This is a genomic window from Rhodobacteraceae bacterium M382 (assembly GCA_025141015.1).
Taxonomy (GTDB): Bacteria; Pseudomonadota; Alphaproteobacteria; order Rhodobacterales; family Rhodobacteraceae; genus Aliisedimentitalea; species Aliisedimentitalea scapharcae.
Genome location: CP081098.1, coordinates 2,038,072 through 2,055,162, shown reverse-complemented (window position 1 = coordinate 2,055,162; position 17,091 = coordinate 2,038,072). Strand labels below are relative to the sequence as shown.

23 protein-coding genes are annotated in these 17,091 nt (G+C 61.6%); all 23 read left to right on the top strand.

Annotated elements, in window-relative coordinates; translation table 11 throughout:
• The first annotated feature begins 96 nt into the window (after positions 1-96).
• Positions 97-1,017, top strand: a complete 921-nt coding sequence (locus K3727_09555) for an N-acetylmuramoyl-L-alanine amidase (protein UWQ93002.1) — start codon at positions 97-99, stop codon at positions 1,015-1,017.
• A complete protein-coding gene (locus K3727_09550) occupies positions 1,014-1,220 on the top strand; it encodes a hypothetical protein (protein ID UWQ93001.1) in 207 nt (68 codons plus the stop codon). The genes K3727_09555 and K3727_09550 overlap by 4 nt, the downstream gene beginning before the upstream one ends.
• Before the next feature lie 12 nt (positions 1,221-1,232).
• The gene (locus K3727_09545; GenBank protein UWQ93000.1) at positions 1,233-1,565 is read left to right on the top strand and encodes a DUF2730 domain-containing protein; all 333 of its coding nucleotides are present in this window, start codon (positions 1,233-1,235) and stop codon (positions 1,563-1,565) included.
• The gene (locus K3727_09540) at positions 1,562-1,858 is read left to right on the top strand and encodes a hypothetical protein (protein UWQ92999.1); all 297 of its coding nucleotides are present in this window, start codon (positions 1,562-1,564) and stop codon (positions 1,856-1,858) included. The genes K3727_09545 and K3727_09540 overlap by 4 nt, the downstream gene beginning before the upstream one ends.
• Positions 1,859-1,861: 3 nt before the next feature.
• Positions 1,862-2,416, top strand: a complete 555-nt coding sequence (locus K3727_09535) for a DUF3486 family protein (GenBank protein UWQ92998.1) — start codon at positions 1,862-1,864, stop codon at positions 2,414-2,416.
• Positions 2,416-2,736, top strand: a complete 321-nt coding sequence (locus K3727_09530) for a hypothetical protein (protein ID UWQ92997.1) — start codon at positions 2,416-2,418, stop codon at positions 2,734-2,736. Before K3727_09535 ends, K3727_09530 begins: the two co-directional genes overlap by 1 nt.
• Positions 2,733-3,020, top strand: a complete 288-nt coding sequence (locus tag K3727_09525) for a hypothetical protein (GenBank protein UWQ92996.1) — start codon at positions 2,733-2,735, stop codon at positions 3,018-3,020. Before K3727_09530 ends, K3727_09525 begins: the two co-directional genes overlap by 4 nt.
• 22 nt (positions 3,021-3,042) lie before the next feature.
• The gene (locus K3727_09520; protein UWQ92995.1) at positions 3,043-4,725 is read left to right on the top strand and encodes a terminase family protein; all 1,683 of its coding nucleotides are present in this window, start codon (positions 3,043-3,045) and stop codon (positions 4,723-4,725) included.
• A gap of 42 nt (positions 4,726-4,767) precedes the next feature.
• Entirely contained in the window at positions 4,768-6,399 is a 1,632-nt protein-coding gene (locus K3727_09515) for a DUF935 domain-containing protein (GenBank protein UWQ92994.1), read from the top strand.
• Entirely contained in the window at positions 6,392-7,657 is a 1,266-nt protein-coding gene (locus tag K3727_09510) for a phage head protein (GenBank protein ID UWQ92993.1), read from the top strand. Before K3727_09515 ends, K3727_09510 begins: the two co-directional genes overlap by 8 nt.
• A gap of 99 nt (positions 7,658-7,756) precedes the next feature.
• Entirely contained in the window at positions 7,757-8,248 is a 492-nt protein-coding gene (locus tag K3727_09505; protein ID UWQ92992.1) for a phage virion morphogenesis protein, read from the top strand.
• Positions 8,249-8,362: 114 nt separating this feature from the next.
• A complete protein-coding gene (locus tag K3727_09500) occupies positions 8,363-9,463 on the top strand; it encodes a phage protease (protein UWQ92991.1) in 1,101 nt (366 codons plus the stop codon).
• A complete protein-coding gene (locus tag K3727_09495) occupies positions 9,460-9,840 on the top strand; it encodes a hypothetical protein (protein UWQ92990.1) in 381 nt (126 codons plus the stop codon). Before K3727_09500 ends, K3727_09495 begins: the two co-directional genes overlap by 4 nt.
• A gap of 21 nt (positions 9,841-9,861) precedes the next feature.
• Entirely contained in the window at positions 9,862-10,830 is a 969-nt protein-coding gene (locus K3727_09490; GenBank protein UWQ92989.1) for a capsid protein, read from the top strand.
• Between the two features lie 10 nt (positions 10,831-10,840).
• Entirely contained in the window at positions 10,841-11,203 is a 363-nt protein-coding gene (locus K3727_09485; GenBank protein UWQ92988.1) for a hypothetical protein, read from the top strand.
• Positions 11,204-11,281: 78 nt separating this feature from the next.
• Positions 11,282-11,710 carry a DUF1320 domain-containing protein gene (locus K3727_09480; GenBank protein UWQ92987.1) on the top strand — a complete coding sequence of 143 codons (429 nt, stop codon included), beginning with the start codon at positions 11,282-11,284 and terminating at the stop codon, positions 11,708-11,710.
• The gene (locus tag K3727_09475; GenBank protein UWQ92986.1) at positions 11,710-12,138 is read left to right on the top strand and encodes a hypothetical protein; all 429 of its coding nucleotides are present in this window, start codon (positions 11,710-11,712) and stop codon (positions 12,136-12,138) included. The genes K3727_09480 and K3727_09475 overlap by 1 nt, the downstream gene beginning before the upstream one ends.
• Positions 12,135-12,284, top strand: coding sequence for a hypothetical protein (locus K3727_09470; protein ID UWQ92985.1), 150 nt, complete (start codon positions 12,135-12,137; stop codon positions 12,282-12,284). Before K3727_09475 ends, K3727_09470 begins: the two co-directional genes overlap by 4 nt.
• Positions 12,281-13,213: a hypothetical protein gene (locus K3727_09465; protein UWQ92984.1), complete on the top strand. Its 933-nt coding sequence runs from the start codon at positions 12,281-12,283 to the stop codon at positions 13,211-13,213. The genes K3727_09470 and K3727_09465 overlap by 4 nt, the downstream gene beginning before the upstream one ends.
• A gap of 13 nt (positions 13,214-13,226) precedes the next feature.
• Positions 13,227-13,553 (top strand): hypothetical protein, encoded by a 327-nt coding sequence (locus K3727_09460; protein ID UWQ92983.1) that lies wholly within the window; start codon positions 13,227-13,229, stop codon positions 13,551-13,553.
• Between the two features lie 140 nt (positions 13,554-13,693).
• Positions 13,694-13,903 carry a DUF1799 domain-containing protein gene (locus K3727_09455; GenBank protein ID UWQ92982.1) on the top strand — a complete coding sequence of 70 codons (210 nt, stop codon included), beginning with the start codon at positions 13,694-13,696 and terminating at the stop codon, positions 13,901-13,903.
• Between the two features lie 5 nt (positions 13,904-13,908).
• Positions 13,909-16,437: a phage tail length tape measure family protein gene (locus K3727_09450; protein ID UWQ92981.1), complete on the top strand. Its 2,529-nt coding sequence runs from the start codon at positions 13,909-13,911 to the stop codon at positions 16,435-16,437.
• Positions 16,438-16,440: 3 nt separating this feature from the next.
• Complete coding sequence (locus K3727_09445; protein ID UWQ92980.1) at positions 16,441-17,091, top strand: hypothetical protein; 651 nt, start codon at positions 16,441-16,443, stop codon at positions 17,089-17,091.

The following is a 17,091-nucleotide window of genomic DNA, read 5'->3' as shown; positions in this document are numbered from 1 at the left end:
TTCAGACTGACCCACCGATCCCGGTGGGTGTTTTTACCCCCCTCGCGCACGCCATTCTGACACCCGTTAACACGTCATATTTTCGGGGTCAGTGCCATGGGTTTCGCGGGTGGGTTCAAAGATGGAGTTTTGCAGGATGTGCCTTTTGAGCGGGCGCGCTGGATTGGCGGTGAAATCACCCCCGAAATCGTCATTCTGCACGACACCGCGTCTCGCCTGGCCCTCGGCAATGCCGCCGCCTATCTGAAAAACAACACCCGCAAAGTCTCGGTCCAGTTCGTGATCGAACGGGACGGTTCGATCGTTCAACAGGTTCCCGTCAATCGCCGTGCCAACCATGCCGGCCGCTCGGTCTATCACGGTCGCAAGGGGTGCAATAACTTCGCGGTCGGCATCGAACTGGTGAACCCCGGCTCCATGACCCGCTATTCTGAAACCCATGCTTTGGCGTGGTACGGCGAGCGGTTCAATATCGCCGAATACGGCATTCAGGAGGTTTCCACGCCGGACCACGGCCACGGGCTGTGGATGCCCTATACCGAAGCCCAGATCGACAGGCTGATCGCCTTGCTGGCGGCGCTGTTTGACGGGGTGCCGTCGCTCAAGGACATCACCACCCACTGGTACGTTTCACCCGGGCGCAAGGTGGACACCAATCCCCTTTTCCCGCTGGAACATGTCCGCGCCCTGATCTTTGGCCGCGAGGATCCTGTCGATCAGGACGTCGATGCGCAGTCGGACCCCGTTGAAACCGATGAGATGGTTCGGATCGATGTGCCCGGCGACAAGCTGAATTTCCGCCGCTGGCCCAGCTTCAATCCCAACGTGCTTGCCAGCATTCCTGATCAGGCAATCGTGCCGGTTCTGCGGCGCGGGATCTACGAGGGCCGCCAGTGGCTCTGCGTTCAATACGGCGGCCAGGAGGGCTGGATCGTCGCCCGTTACACCGCCGCCATCACATTTGACGATCACCCCGCCAGCGCGGCGGGTTTCAAGCAAGGAGACAAAACAAAATGATCGCGACCAAGTCCTTTCTGAAATCAAAAGGCGTCATGGGCGGTGCTTTCAGCATCGGCACACTGGTTGTCGGCGCGTTGGGATATTCAATCTCTCCTGAAGACGTGCAAGGGGCCATTCTGGCCGCCGCCGCCATCGCAAACGCTGTCGGATCAATCGTTGCAATCATTGGCCGCGTGCGCGCCACAAAGCGGATCGGCTGATGAGGTCGCTGAATGCAATTTGATCCGACACTCACCTGGTCGGCGCTGATCGCCTTCGCCACCATTCTGTTCACCTGGTATCGGACACGCGACCAGCGGTTTGAGGACAAATTCCAGGCCGGATCAAAGCGAATGAATGAGCAGGATCTGAGGCTTCAGAGAATTGAGCAGCAGATTGAGGCGATGCCCGACAAGGATGACATGCACGCCATGCAGCTCACGCTGGCCGATATCAACGGCGAACTCAAAGCGGTGCGCTCCACCATGCGCGCAATTGCCGAGAGCCAAAACCGCCTTGAGACCATTTCCAGCCGCCACGAAGATTATTTGCGAGAGAACAAATGAGCTACTCCGAAACCCTGCGCGAACATGCCCGGATCGCCATTCTGCGCTTTCTGGAAGATGCGCCGAAATACACCTCCAACGCCTCGATGCTGAGCGCGCAACTTCCCCCGCTGGGCATCGCCTACACCCGTGATCAGGTCGAAACCGAGCTGGAATGGTTGGGTGAACAAGGCCTTGTCACCTTGGAACGCAACGGCAGCTTTATCGTGGCCACGGCCACAGTGCGCGGCGTCGAGATTGCCCAAAACATTGCGCGTCATCCAAAGATCCAGCGCCCCCGGCCGGGGAGCTGATCCGTGCCACCGCCAAAGAAACTGGACCTGATCCCGATTGAGCTGCGCCAACGGTTGGCCATGGTCCTGCAGGAGCGTGGTTTTGGCGATATCGTCGACGTTACCGAGGATCTGAATTTCTGGCTCCAGGAGGCCGGATTGGAGATCCGGATCGGCAAGACCTCCGTGGGCGAGTTCTCCAAGCTGTTGAAGGATCAGCGCGACGCCTTTGCCATGGCTGAAACCCTGTTGGGCGACTTGGACATCGAGGCGGAAAGCAACATGCACAAGGTGCTGATGCAAATGATTGCGACAGCGGCCTTTCAAATGATGCAGGCGGTGTCAGAACAGGACGGGCATTTCGAACCCAAACAACTCGCCAACCTATCGCGCATGTTGAAGGATTTGATGCTGTCGGCAGGCATTCGCGAAAAGCTCCGGGATGACGAGCGCGACCGTGTCGCCAAAGAGGCCCGTGAAGCAGCCGCCGAGGAAGTTGGTGCTGCGGCGGCGCAACTGGGCCTGACCGGCGAAACCGTCGAGAGCATCAAAGACAAGATCCTGTTCGGGAGTGGCTGATGCGTGAACCCAACATCGAAAAACACTTTATCTGTGGCTTTGCCGTATCCGTCAATACAACATTGGGGCACCTATGGGTGCTGCACGACGGGTCAATCTCCTGGGATGCCCTGATGGACATCAAGGACCGCGTTTGGGGGCAAGACGCCCGCGCGATTGAAGCCTACCCCGAACGCTCCAAAGTCGTGAACTCTGCCAATATTCGTCATCTTTGGTTACTGGGGCCGCGTGACTTCTGCCCGGATCTGCTGGGTGACAGCCTGCCTCCCGACGGTTTGGAAGCAAGACTTCACATCGCATGGGCCGAGGCCAAATCATGATCCGCGCCTTGCCCTATAAGACAGAAGGCGCGTTTCGCTCGGCCACACACAGAGGCAGTGTTTTCATCGACCTCACGAATGAAACCGCGATGGTGTGGTTCCTGTGCCCGTGCGGCTGTGGCACCACGTCCCGGATCCGGGTGGGCGAAAAATTCAAGCCCGACGGGTCGCCCTCCTGGGAATGGAATGGATCAATCCCCGATCCAACCCTGACGCCTTCGATCAAACAAACCGTCTGCGGCTGGCACGGCGTTCTGCGCGACGGCTATTGGGAGGCCTGCTGATGGCCCGTGTACAGGTTCGGCGATGACAGCTGAAGCGCTCACCGAAGAGGAATGGGAAGATCTGCGCGCCGAAAGTCGCCAATCCTTCCCCGACGCCATCGACACCAAGGATGGCCTGCCTGCCGTGCTGTTGTCCTATCAGGCCAAGCTGCTGCAAACGACGGCGGCCTATCCGTTTGTCGTCTGCGAAAAATCCCGCCGGATCGGGATGACCTGGGGCGTTGGTGCGGATGCGGTGTTGACCTCGGCGGCCCAAAAGCGCGCGGGCGGCATGGACACGCTGTATATCGGTTTCAATCTCGATATGGCGCGCGAGTTCATTGATACCTGCGCGATGTGGGCCAAAGCGTTTTCGCAGGCGGCCAGCGCCGTTGAAGAACATCTGTTCCGTGATACGGGCGGCGATGAGGACCGCGATATTCAGGCGTTTCGGATCCGCTTTGCCAGCGGGTTCGAAATCATGGCGCTGAGTTCCAAGCCGCGATCCTTGCGTGGTCGCCAGGGCTACGTGATCTTTGACGAAGCCGCCTTTCATGACGAACTGGAAGAAATGCTGAAAGCAGCCAACGCCCTGACCATGTGGGGCGGCAAGGTGCTGGTCATTTCCACCCACAATGGCGACAGCCACCCGTTCAACCTGCTGGTGCGCCAGGTCAATGAAGGAGAGCGTGGCGACACCGCCAAGGTCATTCGCGTCGATTTCTACGAAGCGGTCGAGGCCGGGCTCTATGAGCGGATCGCGATGGTCACCGGGCTGGAGCAGTCACCCGAGGCCAAACAGGCCTGGATTAACCGCACCCTCGCCATGTACGGCGACGATGCGGACGAGGAATTGCACTGCATCCCCAAGGCTGGCACCGGGGCCTGGCTGAGCGCGCCATTGATCGAAGCGCGCATGACGGCGGATGCCCCCTGTCTGCAACTGGAATTGCCAGCCGATTACCTGCAACGCCCACCCGCCGACCAGCAGGCTTTGCTGCAGCCCTTTCTGGATGAGCTCGAAGAGGTTCTGGGCACCCTGCCCCTGGACGTTCTCTATGCGCTGGGGTTCGACTTTGCCCGCGTTGCCGACCTGTCGGTGCTTTGCTTGCTGGCCATCGAAAAGAACCTGCGCCGCCGGGAAGCGCTGTCTGTCGAAATGCGCAATGTCCCGGGCGATGAGCAAAAGAAGATCGTCGCCATGGTCATGGAAAAGGTGCGCGAACGGCTTGTCGGTGGGGCGTTTGATGCCACCGGCATGGGCTGGACCGTGGCCGAGGACATGGGCCGCAAGTTCGGCCTGCGCGAAAACGAAGAAAGCCCTGGCATCGTGTGGCCGATCAAATTCAGCCAGGACTGGTACCGGCTGCAGATGCCGCCCCTTAAAACCGCGTTTGAAGACAACATGATCGCCATTGGCCGCAACGATGATCACCTGGTCGATCTGCGCAAGGTGAAGACGATCCGGGGCATCCCACGGGTGCCGGATCTGCGCGAGACGGACAAGAAGGGCAAAAAGCGCCACGGCGATTATGCCATCGCCCTTGCCCTGGCACATTTTGCGTCCCGGATGCGCTGGGTTGAAATCGACTACACCCCGGTGCCGACCGCCCATGGCGGGGATCTGTTTGGCAATCGCAGCGCAGGATCTTCTGACGGTCACACAATCAAGCAGCGGGACTGGTGGGAACCGCCGCTGGGTGCCCGGATGCGGGGGGTGATCTGATGGTCGATTTTACCAATGACAAATTAGAGGGAAGCACAAACGATGGCCCGTAAACCGCAATTGTTGGATCGTTTCGGCAATCCCCTGCGCCGGTCTGAGTTGACCCGTGAAGTTGCCGCCCCGACGTTTGGCGGTGCCCGGTCGCCCATGTTGGGATATGCCGCCGACGGGCTCAATCCGATCCGTCTGACCCAGATCCTGCGCGCTGCCGACAATGGCGATCCGGTGCGCTATATGGAACTGGCCGAAACCATCGAAGAACGGGACCCGCATTATCTCGGCGTTTTGGGCACCCGCAAACGCGCGGTCAGCCAACTTGACATCAAGGTCAAACCCGGTGGCAAGACACCAAAAGCCAAGGAGATGGCGGCCCGTGTCGAGGCCTGGGTAGATCGGGATGAATTGTCCGGTGAATTGTTCGAGATCCTGGACGCGGTTGGGAAATCCTATTCCCTTACCGAAATCCTGTGGGACCGTTCCGCCGGGCAATGGGAGCCCAAACGGCTGGAGCGGCGCGACCAACGCTGGTTCCGCTTTGAACGTCAGAACCTGAGCGTGCCCCTGGTGCTGGACGATCTGGGCCGGGAGCAACCTTTGCCCGCCTTCAAGTTCATCTATGCCAGAATGTCCGCGAAATCCGGCCTGCCCCTGCGCTCGGGCATTGCGCGGGTCGCGTCCTGGGTATGGCTGTTCAAAGCGCTCACCCAACGGGATTGGGCGATCTTCACCCAAACCTATGGCCAGCCGTTGCGGGTGGGTAAATACGGCCAGGGCGCGTCTGAAGAGGATCGCAAAACCCTGTTTCATGCTGTCGCCAATATCGCAGGAGACATGGCAGCGATCATCCCCGAAGGCATGATGATCGAATTTGCGCAAATGCCCAACCTGGGCGCGGCGCTGGATCTTTATGAACGCCGCTGCGATTGGCTGGACAAACAAACCTCCAAACTGGTCCTGGGTCAGACCGCCACCACCGACGCGGTCACCGGCGGGCTTGGGTCCGGCAAGGAACACCGCGAGGTTCAGGAAGATATTGAACGCGCCGATGCCAAACAGCTCACAGCGATCATCAATCAGGACCTGATCCAGCCCTGGATGATGCTTGAATTCGAAACCACGGACGAACTGCCCCGGATCGTCATTGGCCGCGAGGAAGGGGAAGACCTGGCGGCGCTGTCCTCGGCTGCCGCGCCGTTCCTGGCCTACGGCTATCGCCCCAAGGCGGAAATGCTCGAAAAGATGGGGCTCGAATTGGCCCCAAAATCCCCGAATTCCGCCTCTCAGCCCGAAACCGCGCCGGATGAACCCGACGATGGCACCGCAAACCCCTCTGAGAGCGAATTTAAATACCACTTAAATACCCGGAACGGCTCTGGCGCGGGGGTAGTCGCATTACAGGCCGAAACCCCGCCCACGGGGCTCTCAGGTGATCATGGTCCTGAGGCCGATTTGGCAGATCGGCTGGAAACCGAGGCAACCCCGGCGATTGGGGCGCTAATGGCGCAGGTCGAGGCGCTGCTGGCGACCTCCTCCAGCCTGGAAGATTTTCGCGAAAAGCTGTTCGCGGCCTATCCGGATCTGGACGCCGCGCAGCTGAGCCGGGTCACCGCCCAGGCGATCTTTGCCGCCGAGGCTGGCGGGCGGGCGATGATCGAAGACAACGCCGATGCCTGACACGTTGCGCGGCACATTCCGCAAACCCTTCAAGCACCAGGTTGCCGCGTTTCGTCTGCGCCTGGGCAATCTGGTTGCGACGTCGCGCTGGGATGACATCGAACGCAACGCCCATGACCGGGCGTTCATGGTGGCCGGGGTCACAAAGGCGGATCTGCTGGCGGATCTCGGCGCGGCGATTGATCGGGCGATCACCGAGGGCACCGGGTTTGAGGCGTTCAAGCGGGATTTTCGGTCAATCGTGGAACGCCAGGGCTGGCACGGTTGGACCGGCGAAGGCACGCCGGGTGGCGAGAATTGGCGGATGCGGGTGATTTACCGCACCAACATGCGGGTGTCCTATCAGGCGGGGCGGTTCGCCCAGCTCCGCGAGGGAGGCTACAAATATTGGATCTATCGCCACGGCGGCTCTTTGGATCCGCGACCTGAACATCTGGCGCTGGACGGACTGATCCTGGAACCAGATCATCCGTTCTGGATGATCTGGTTCCCGCCCAATGGCTGGGGCTGTTCGTGCCGAGTGTTTGGGGCGCGATCTCTGGCCGGTGCGGTGCGCCGGGGTGGCGATCCGTCCGTGCGCCTGCCCGCTGGCTGGAATACGCCCGATCCCAAAACCAACACGCCCAAGGGCATTGATAAGGGCTGGGACTATGCGCCCGGTGCGAGCGCGTCGGACCTGATCCGGGAAGTCAGCCGCAAAAGCGTCAAATGGCCGAATGTCCTTTCCAAGGAGTTCATGACCGCCCTGCCTGATCAGACGGTCGATGATTTTGCCCGCGCCTATCGCCAGCAGCCCAGCCTGATCACCGAAGTGCGCCGCTACTCAGAACGGGTTCTGGGGGAACGCGGCGGCGCGCCAATCCGCAATGTCATCATCCATCCCCAGCGCACCCTGGGCCGATTGACGTCGAGCCAAGTCAACAAACTGGCGCGGCTTGATGTAAACGCCGCCGGGTTTGATTTTTCGATTGAGCCAGACAGCATCCGCCATATTGCCAGTGAGCATATGGATCGATCTGTCGAGGCGACGCGCGGACAGCGCGCCGTCACCCCGGCTGACATTGCCTTGATGGCCACGCTGCTGGATGGTCCCGGTGCGATCACGGATCTGGGGCTGTCATCTGCCGCACCCGGCGGGCGTTTGATCCAGAAGACCGTCATCCTGGGCAATGAGACCTGGCACATTGTCTTTGAGACCCGCAGGCGCAAACGCATGCTGGTTTTGAAGACGTTCTACATCACGTCCAGACGGTCGTAGAAATGGGAAATACCGGTGCGACCCTGACCCTTTACGTCCGAAACGTTTCGCGGGAATGAGCGCGACGGAGTGTGCCGCTCCGGCAAAAGGAATATAGTCATGTATGAGCTGATTTTCAACCAGGACACCTATGCACCGGCACTGAGGCGGGTCGAGGCCGGGTTGGCAGATCCGACCGAGCTTTACCAGGATCTCGGCGAATTGCTGGTCGCCTCAACACAGGATCGGATCCTGGAGGGGCTGGCTCCGGATGGCACCGCCCATGCGCCCAGGTCCGAAGTGACCCTGGCGCGTTATGCAAAGCGGGGTCTGAGTTTCGGCAAGCCACTGAACCAATCCGGCGAGATGCGCCAGCAGATCCATTATGAGGCCGACGCCCAGGGCGTCAGCTGGGGTTCCAATGCGATCCAGGCCGCCGTGATGCAGTTCGGAGCCGCCCAAGGCGCATTCGGAGCCAATGCGCGTGGTCTGCCCCTGCCCTGGGGCAATATCCCGGCCCGCCCCTTTATAGGCTTCTCCGAAGAGGATGAAATCAATGTCGAGGCGGAAATTCTGGAATGGCTGGACGGGTTGGCCGACGGGCGCGATTGATCCGTATTGACCGGGCCTGAATTCCCGGCCACCCTGTCTGGGGATTGAACAGACCCAAATACCCACCGGCCCCGGTGGGTGTTTTCGTTTTTGCCCAGCAGCGATGATCGCTGCATGACTGGAATTGACACAACACTCGCGCTTTGCGCTCAAGATCTCAGCGTCACCGCCGACACTCAGGCCGTGCCCGAATGGATCCATCTGCTGCCTTCAAAAGGCGGCCAGGTTCACACTGGGGACAGCCGTGGCCCTTATATTGTCGGCGATGCCAAAACGCTGATCGCCGCCAGCTTGCACTCCGGCGGACGGCTCCCAATCGATGAGTGCCATTCCACCGATCTTGCCGCCCCCAAAGGGCTGCCAGCACCAGCGCGCGGCTGGATCACCGAGCTGCAAGCCCGCGACGACGGTGTCTGGGGCAAGGTCGAATGGACCGATGCCGGGCGCGATCTGGTCGCAACCCGCGCCTACCGGGGGATCTCCCCGGTGATCAATCATCCCAAGAAAGGCTCCAAGACGATCATCGCAATCGCACGGGCGAGCCTGGTCAACACACCGAACCTTCAAGGGCTGACCACCCTACATCAGGAGAATACAGACATGACGTTTCGCACCGATGTTGCGGGGTGGCTGGGCCTTGGCTCGGACGCCTCAGACGATGACATTCAGGCCAAGATCACCGGGCTGCAGGGCGATGGCGACGTCACCGCCCTGCAATCGCAGATCGGCGAGATCGGCATTGCCCTGGGCGTGCGCGATGGCGGCGACGTTCTGGCGGCTGCGAAGGCAGCGAGCAGCAATACGGGCACCGACGGAGAGGTCGTGACGGCTTTGCAGGCCGAGGTCACAGAGCTGACCACCCAGAATGCCAGCCTGAACGGCAAACTCGACGGCATCATGACAGAGCGCGCCCAGGACAAGGCTGTGGCCTTCGTTGATGGGGAAATCGAACGTGGCCGGGTGATCCCCAAGTCGATGCGCGATCACTATGTCACCCGCCATCAGAAAGAACCTGATGCGGTCGAAAAGGAGATCCGCGCCATGCCCTGCCTGGGCGGTTCGGTGCTGTCCAGCGATCCGCCGGAAACCACCACATCCCTGAATTCGCAGGAGCTGGCCGCCAAGGCCAACACCTATCAGAAACAGCGCGCAGATGAGGGGATCACCGTTTCGATCACCGAAGCTGTGCATGCCGTGCAGGAGGGCAAGGCATGATCCCGACATTTACCCGCTCTTATGAGGCCGCCGCCGCCATTGCTGGGCATCTGATCGTTGCCTTTGCCGATCCCGCCAATGCATCCACCGTCACACCGGCCACGTCTTCCACCGACGCGCTGATTGGTACCGCCGACAGCATGGGCGCAGATCTGGGCGGCATGTGTGATGTGCATCGCGGTGGCGTTTCCGAAGTGCGCCTGGGTGGTCCGGTTCAGGCCGGGGACCCGATCACTGCCGATGCCAACGCCAAGGGCATTGCCGCCACCGCGTCCGCCGCCACCACCGTGCGCATTATCGGCTACGCCGAAGCGCCTGGCGTGGCCGACGACATCATCCAGTATTTTGCCGCCCCCGGTCTGCTGCACCAGGGCTGATATCCCGAAAGGATCTGAAACATGGCACCACGCCGCCCCTTTGAGACCGACGCCGCGCTGACAGCGATTGCGATCGGCTACAAGAACCCCGCCGCGTCCCGCATTGCCGATCAGGTGATGCCGCGCGTCTCTGTCGGTGACGAGAAATTCGGCTACACCGTCTATCCCAAGGACGAGGCTTTCCAGATCCCGGATGCCCGCGTTGGCCGCAAGGGCCGCGTGACCCAGATGGAATTCACCGGGACGCGCAAGACCGATGCGGTCGAGGACTACGGTCTCGATGCGCCGATCCCTTATTCCGACATCGAGGCCGCCGCCAATGCCCGGTCCCGTGGCGTTTCCCGGCATGACCCCGAAGGCCGCGCCGTCGAAGTCCTGAGCGAAACCATTTTGAACCTGCGCGAAATCCGGGTCGCCAACATGGTCCAGGATGCCACCAACTATGACGCGGATCTGAAGGTGGCCCTGGCGGGTACTGACAAATTCTCTGATTACACCAACTCGAACCCGATTGACGTGATCAAGGAAGGTCTGGAGAAGACCTTCATTCTGCGCCCCAACACCGTTGTGTTCAGCCGTTCCACCTGGTCCAAGACCTCGTCCCATCCCCATCTGGTCAATGCCGTGCGTGGCAATCTGACCGACAAGGGCATGATCAGCACCAAGGAATTCGTGGATCTCTTTGCCGACGAAGGCATTCAGCGGGTTCTGATCGGGGACGCGATGTTCAACGCCGCCAAAAAGGGCCAGCCTGCCGACATGCAAAAGGCCTGGGGCAATAACATTGCCATGCTGCACATCGACCCGATGGCCGACACCGACAATGGCGTCACCTGGGGTTTTACCGCCGAATACGGCCAGGCCATTTCCGGGCGGATCGAAGATCCCGATATCGGCCTGGAAGGCGGCTTTCGCATCCGCCGGGGCGAACGGGTCAAAGAGCTGATCATCGCGCCCGAGGTCGGCTATCTGATCCAGAACGTGATTTGAGGGCTGGCACATGAACACCCGTGAACAACTCGAAGCACGCGCCAAGGAATTGGAGGTCAAATTTGCCGCTAATATCTCCGATGAGAAACTTCAGGAGCGCGTCGACGCAGCTGAAGCCAAGGCGCAGAAATCGCAAACCGGGCCTGATAATGGCGGCACCGGCGACACCGGTGACACCGGTGACAAGGGCCAGACCAACAACGGCGGCGAAACCGGCGAAGATGATCTGATCGACACCGACGTCCTGGAGCGCGTCAAACATGATGGGCGCGACTATGGCCCCGGTGATCCTATCAGCCTCAACACCGACACGTATCTGGAACTGTTGGGCCTGAGCAAAGTGGCCGAGGTCGACATCGACCCTGATACCTAATTCCCCGGGCTATCTGCCCACCTGGCGCGGCCCCAGTGGTCGCGCCCTTTTTACCCCCTTTTTAAGACGGCTTGAACGATGGCTTATGCAACCCTTCAGGATCTGATTGACGCCTTTGGTGAAGGCGAGCTGGTTGGCCTGACCGACCGGGGCGACGTGGCCACCGGTGTGATCGACACGGATGTGGTGGATCAGGCGCTGGGGGATGCCGCCGCGCTGATCAACGGTTATCTGGCGGGTCGCTATCGCCTGCCCGTTTCCGAAACGCCCGCGTTGGTGAACGGGCTGGCCAAATCCATCGCCTTTTACAAGCTGCACCGCTTTGATGCGCCCGACCTGGTTGCGGCGGAATACAAGGACGCCCTGGCGCGTCTGAAAGAAATTGCCCAGGGCACCATCAAGCTTGACATCGCGGGCAAGGAATTGCCCGGCAGCGGTGGCTCTGGCGTCCAGGTCACCGACCGCGAACGCCCGCTGGAAGCCTCCAAGATGAAAGGGTTCATCTGATGCTGGAGGCTGTTGCAGATCGCCTGAAATCTGATGTGCCCGGGCTTGGCAATCGCGTCGATCCGGTCGCCTCGCTGTCGGATCTGTTGCGCAAGAACAAGATGCCCGAAACCACCACCACCTTCGTGGTGCCGCTGGGGATCACCGGCGGCAAGGCGGATGCCATGACCGGCCTGTTTCGCCAGGAGATCCGCGAGACCATTGGTGTTTTGCTGATTGCGCGCTCGCGCGACCGCACCGGGGAAAAGGCGATTGCCCATCTGCGTGATTTGTCGCGCCAGATCATCGACTGCCTGGTGGGCTGGAATGCCGGTCTGGATCTGGGCGTCTTTGAGCTGCGCCGCGCGGGCGTTGTCAGCATGACCGGCGGCGACGTGATCTATCAGGTCGAACTGTCCATCAACGATCAACTGAGGATCCCCCGATGACGAAAGAACTCCCCACCAAGGGCGGCAGCTACGTGCGCAAAAGCTCCGGCAAGCTGGACCGCAAGGAAGCCACCAAACAGGCCGAACCGAAACAGCCTGCCCCCCAGACAGAACCGAAACAGCCTGAAGCGGAGGGCCAGACATGATCAAGCGTTGGAATTCAAAGACCCTGCTGTTCAAGCTGGAGGGCACATATGGGGTCGATGCCAACCCCACCGGTGCGGCCAATGCGGTGCTGGCGCAGAATGTGTCGATCAAACCCATGGAAGGCGCGGACGTCAGCCGGGATCTGGAATTGCCCTGGTTCGGGGCCGATGCCACCATCCCGACCGAATTGCAGGTCGAAATCTCATTTGACGTCGAACTGGCAGCCTCGGGCACTGCTGGCACGCCGCCCGCCTGGGGGCCGCTGGTGCGGTCCTGTTCCATGGCCGAGGTGATCAGCGCCGGAACATCCGTGGCCTATACTCCGATCACCGAAGATCCCGAAAGCGCCACCATCTATCTCAATATCGGCGGCACGCTTTATGCCACCATTGGCGCGCGTGGCACCGTCAAACTCGACGCTCAGGCCCAGGGCATTCCGAAGCTGAAGTTCACCTTGCGCGGGCTGTTTGTGAAACCCGCCGAAGGGGTACAGCCCAGCGTCGATCTGGCGCTGTGGAAAGATCCCCAGCTTGCCGCCACCGCCAACACCCCGACCTTCACCATCGCGGGTCAATCGCTGGTGCTGCGCTCTTTGATGCTGGATCTGGGCAACCAGGTCGAAGGCCGGTTCCTGATCGGCAAGGAAGAGATCGTGATCTCTGATCGCGCACCCAGCATCGAAACCACGGTCGAGGCGGTGGCCCTGACCACATTCGATCCGTTCCAGCGGGCGCTCGATCAATCGACTACCGCCTTGCAACTGGTGCATGGCACCGCCCCTGGCCGGATCGTGACGATTGATGTGCCCAAGGCCCAGATGCAGCGACCGCAAGGCTTGAGCAACGCCCAGAACGTCAAGGAATGGCCGCTGCGCATGGTGCCCCTGCCCGTCGCTGGCAATGACGATTTTTCTCTTACTTTGACCTGATCCGGAGCCACCCATGTTCAATATCGACCAAACCCCCGAGTTCACCCGCACCGTAGACTGCCGGGTGCCCAGCGGGGACAGCTTTGAAACCCAGACCTTTCTGGCCACGTTCCGGGTCATCGCCGATGACGATCAGGGCATCGACTGGACCTCGCTGGAAGGCGTCAAGGACCACCTGCGCGCCCGGATCGTTTCCTTTGATGACCTGTGCGACGCAAAGGGCAAGCCGGTGGCCTATAGCGAGGCGACACGGGAAACCATGCTGGCGCTTCCTTACGTGCGCGGTGGTCTGTTGCGGACTTACACGCTGGGCATCACCGAGGCCCGCGCGGGAAACTGAGATGGGCCGGGCGCGCCTGGGCAACCGGCGACCTGGGCGGCTCGGATCGCTTCCAAGAGGCGCGCGAGGATGCCGCCTTTTTTGGTCTGGATCTGCCCGAGGCGTTCTTTCCAGGACAGCGCGGCCCGGCCCTTTGGGCAATGAACCTGCCCGCCCTCACCGCCTTTCTGCAGGTCTGCACCCAATGGCGCAGCGTTGTCCTGCCCCAGGGCGGCGTTCAGTGGCTGGGACTGGATTACAGCGGCGCGCGTGACGGGCTGGCGCTGGCGGGGATCGACGTGGACGCGGACCTCTGGGACGGCGTCCGGATCATGGAAGATGCAGCGCGGCAGGCGCTCAACAGCGGGTAAGATCTATGGCATTTGTTGTTCAGGGCGAAGCGAGGCTGGATGGGTCCTCTGCCAAGGCAGAACTCAAAAGCCTGCGCTCCGAACAGGATCAGCTCAAGAACTCAGCCGCCAATCTCAATCAGAAAACCAGTGGTGCGGGTGCCAGCACCGAAAAGCTGGGCAATGCCGCCGACAAAGCCAAGACCAAGGTCGGCGGGTTAAGCGTCGAGGAACAGCTGGCGGCGGAAAAAGCCCAGTCGTTGGGGGTGCAGCATGGGCTTGCTGCCGGTCAAGTCGGCAACCTGACTGCCCAGTTCAATGACATCGGTGTCATGCTGGCCGCCGGTCAGAACCCGCTACAGCTTGCCATTCAGCAAGGCACCCAGATCACCCAGGTCATTGGCCACATGGGGGCCGCCGGTGCGGTCAGTTCCCTCAAAGCCGCGTTTCTGAGACTTTTGACGCCGGTCAATCTGATCACCATTGGCGGCATTGCGGCGGGTGCGGCGATGATCCAATGGCTGACCAGCGCCAGCGGCGAAGCCCTGACGTTTGAAGAAGCTCTGGGCGAGCTGACCGACCAGCTCGAAACCTACCGCAAGGCGGCTGAGGCGGCGGAAACCGACACCGCTGATCTGCGTGACAGGTTTGGGGATGCAGCCGATGCCGCGCGCGCGCAACTCCAACGCATCAAGGACCTTGAACTGGTGAAGCTCAAGGCCACCATTCCGGTCTCGGTCGAAGCCCTCATCGATGAGAGCGATCTGGATCTGAACAGTTTCCAGATCGATGATCGCAACGAATTGGGCGAGCTGTTCGAGGCACGCTGGTTCAACGGCAAGGCGCATCGCCCGGTCAAACGGCTCCTGGATGAAATCATCGACGATTTCCGCGCTTTGGAAGACGCCGCCGACCTGCCCATCGACGCCCAGATCGCCGCTGTTGAAACGCTGTTGGCAAACTACCGCCGGGGGGCCGAACTGTCCGGCGACATCAACGTCACGGAAGCCGAGCGCCTGCTGCAGCTCGAACAGATCCTGCAGAAGCTCTATGAGATCAACGCGGTTGAGAAAACCCCGGAGAACGCCGCCCGCCAACGCTATTCCGAGACCCGTGTCCAGGGCGAAGAGTTCCTGAAGAACGCCCGCGCCCGCGAACTCAAAGACCTGCAGAACGCCCACAAACTGCGGGCCGAGACGCTGGCCCTGTCCAATGCCGAAGCCCAGGCGGCGCGTGACATGCTGGCCGAGTTGCAGCACCAGGGCGACCTGCGACAGGCGATCAACAGCTTTGGTGCGCAAAGCGTCGAAGTCGCCGAACTGCGCCTGTCGGCTGAGCGGCGTGCATATGAGGCCAAGGTCGAAGCGATGGGGATCGCCGAGGCCGAAAAGCAGGCCCTTATGGACGCCTGGGACGCGGCCAATGGCATTGCCTCGGTTGATATGGCGGGCAATATCTCTTTGGCGGCGGATGAAGCCGACCGGCTGGCCAAGAACCTGGACGCGGCCCGCGCCGCGCGCATGGATGCACTTACCGGCGACAATCCCGATTTCTTTGATCCGCGCGGCGAAAGTGACGATGCTGGCCGGATCCTGCGGGATCGCCCGGTCCCCCGTGAAAACCGCCCCGGCTATACGCCGCCAAAGTCCCGCACCGGGAAAGGCGGCAGCGGCAAGGCGCTGGACCGGGAACGTCAGGCCATTGAACGGCTGATCGCGCGCGAACGCGAACGCCTGGAGATCCTGCGCGAGACCGATCCGGTGATGCAGGAGATGATCCGGCACCGCGAAGTGCTGATCGGGGCCACCGAGGCCGAACGCAGCGCCATTGAGGGTCTGATCCGGGAGCGGGTCGCAGAAACAGAGGCCACGGAACGCGCGGTCGAAATGCAGGACTTCTTCAAGGATCTGGCCCGCGACGGGATCAGTGATCTGCTGGGTATCAACGGGGCTTATGCCGACAGTTGGGACGGCATTGCCGAGGCCATCAAACGCGCTGCCCTGGAAGCGGTGTTCTTTGGCGAAGGTCCCCTGGCGGATCTGTTCGGGATGGGCGGCGACGGCATCATTGGCGTGGCGCTCGGAGCGCTGGGGCTGGCCGATGGTGGCTATGTCACGGGTCCGGGCGGGGATCGCTCCGACAAGGTGCCGATCCTGGGCAGCCCTGGCGAGTTCATGGTCAATGCCCAGGCCACCCGACAGCACCGCCCCTTGCTGGAAGCGATCAATGCCGGACTGCCACCGGAGATGTTGTCCTTACCCCGCCCGCAGATGCTGGCGAATGGCGGACTGGTCGGCGCGTCCGGCCAGATGATCCCCAGCGCACCCAGCTTTGTGCCGGCACCGCCAACGCCGGTCACCGCAGCCGGCACCGCCCAATCCGGAGCCGCCCAGCAATCCACCGTGCGTCTGGAAGTGTTGGCCTCGCCCCTGCTGGAGGTCCGGATGCGCGAGACCTCGGCAGAGGTCAGCGTCGAAGTGGTGCGCGATTTTGAGCGCACGCAATTGCCGGGCGCGGTGCAGCGCATCTCTGATGATCCCCTGGTGAGAGGATAGCCCATGGCCCTGAGTTTTCCGGTTCCCGTTGCCGAGTTTTTTGACATGGTGCCCATTGCCAAGATCAAGATGCGCCCAGGTCGCGCGGTCTCCTTCAGCGAGACCGGCGGCGGCGAGGTGATCGCCCATGGCGTCGGCTCCCGGCTGTGGCAGGGCGAGATCACCCTGGGCAAGGAGTATCACAGCCATATTGCCGCCATCGAGGCGCGGCTGTCGCTGCTGGAAGAACCCGGGGCCTCGCTGCTGATCCATGACATCCGCCATAACGGCCCGCTTGCGGATCCCGGCGCGGTGGGTCTGGGGGGCGCGACCGTGCGGATCGCTGCGCTGGATCCCAACAATCAGGAACTGGCGCTCAAGGGCCTGCCCGCCGGATACACGATCTCGACCGGCGATCTGATGGGCTTTCGATATGGGGCCAACCCGTCCCGCTATGCCTATCACCGGGTCGTGGTCGGTGCCGTTGCCAATGGCGTCGGCACCACGCCGCTGATCCAGGTCACGCCGTTCCTGCGCCCCGGCGCGGCATTGGACGCAGACGTCACGCTCCAGCGCCCGGTGCTGAAGGCGGTTCTGCGCGAGGCCGATTATGGCGCGGGCCGCGCCACAGTCTCCGAGGGCGGCACCTTCTCCTTTATCCAGACGCTGAGGTAA

Coding starts and splice junctions, on each gene's coding strand:
- K3727_09480 (UWQ92987.1), top strand. CDS start 11,282: ATGGCTTATGCAACCCTTCAGGATCTGATTGACGCCTTTGGTGAAGGC.
- K3727_09455 (UWQ92982.1), top strand. CDS start 13,694: ATGAACCTGCCCGCCCTCACCGCCTTTCTGCAGGTCTGCACCCAATGG.
- K3727_09485 (UWQ92988.1), top strand. CDS start 10,841: ATGAACACCCGTGAACAACTCGAAGCACGCGCCAAGGAATTGGAGGTC.
- K3727_09475 (UWQ92986.1), top strand. CDS start 11,710: ATGCTGGAGGCTGTTGCAGATCGCCTGAAATCTGATGTGCCCGGGCTT.
- K3727_09515 (UWQ92994.1), top strand. CDS start 4,768: ATGGCCCGTAAACCGCAATTGTTGGATCGTTTCGGCAATCCCCTGCGC.
- K3727_09500 (UWQ92991.1), top strand. CDS start 8,363: ATGACTGGAATTGACACAACACTCGCGCTTTGCGCTCAAGATCTCAGC.
- K3727_09470 (UWQ92985.1), top strand. CDS start 12,135: ATGACGAAAGAACTCCCCACCAAGGGCGGCAGCTACGTGCGCAAAAGC.
- K3727_09545 (UWQ93000.1), top strand. CDS start 1,233: ATGCAATTTGATCCGACACTCACCTGGTCGGCGCTGATCGCCTTCGCC.
- K3727_09445 (UWQ92980.1), top strand. CDS start 16,441: ATGGCCCTGAGTTTTCCGGTTCCCGTTGCCGAGTTTTTTGACATGGTG.
- K3727_09540 (UWQ92999.1), top strand. CDS start 1,562: ATGAGCTACTCCGAAACCCTGCGCGAACATGCCCGGATCGCCATTCTG.
- K3727_09510 (UWQ92993.1), top strand. CDS start 6,392: ATGCCTGACACGTTGCGCGGCACATTCCGCAAACCCTTCAAGCACCAG.
- K3727_09495 (UWQ92990.1), top strand. CDS start 9,460: ATGATCCCGACATTTACCCGCTCTTATGAGGCCGCCGCCGCCATTGCT.
- K3727_09505 (UWQ92992.1), top strand. CDS start 7,757: ATGTATGAGCTGATTTTCAACCAGGACACCTATGCACCGGCACTGAGG.
- K3727_09465 (UWQ92984.1), top strand. CDS start 12,281: ATGATCAAGCGTTGGAATTCAAAGACCCTGCTGTTCAAGCTGGAGGGC.
- K3727_09490 (UWQ92989.1), top strand. CDS start 9,862: ATGGCACCACGCCGCCCCTTTGAGACCGACGCCGCGCTGACAGCGATT.
- K3727_09530 (UWQ92997.1), top strand. CDS start 2,416: ATGCGTGAACCCAACATCGAAAAACACTTTATCTGTGGCTTTGCCGTA.
- K3727_09460 (UWQ92983.1), top strand. CDS start 13,227: ATGTTCAATATCGACCAAACCCCCGAGTTCACCCGCACCGTAGACTGC.
- K3727_09550 (UWQ93001.1), top strand. CDS start 1,014: ATGATCGCGACCAAGTCCTTTCTGAAATCAAAAGGCGTCATGGGCGGT.
- K3727_09555 (UWQ93002.1), top strand. CDS start 97: ATGGGTTTCGCGGGTGGGTTCAAAGATGGAGTTTTGCAGGATGTGCCT.
- K3727_09520 (UWQ92995.1), top strand. CDS start 3,043: ATGACAGCTGAAGCGCTCACCGAAGAGGAATGGGAAGATCTGCGCGCC.
- K3727_09525 (UWQ92996.1), top strand. CDS start 2,733: ATGATCCGCGCCTTGCCCTATAAGACAGAAGGCGCGTTTCGCTCGGCC.
- K3727_09450 (UWQ92981.1), top strand. CDS start 13,909: ATGGCATTTGTTGTTCAGGGCGAAGCGAGGCTGGATGGGTCCTCTGCC.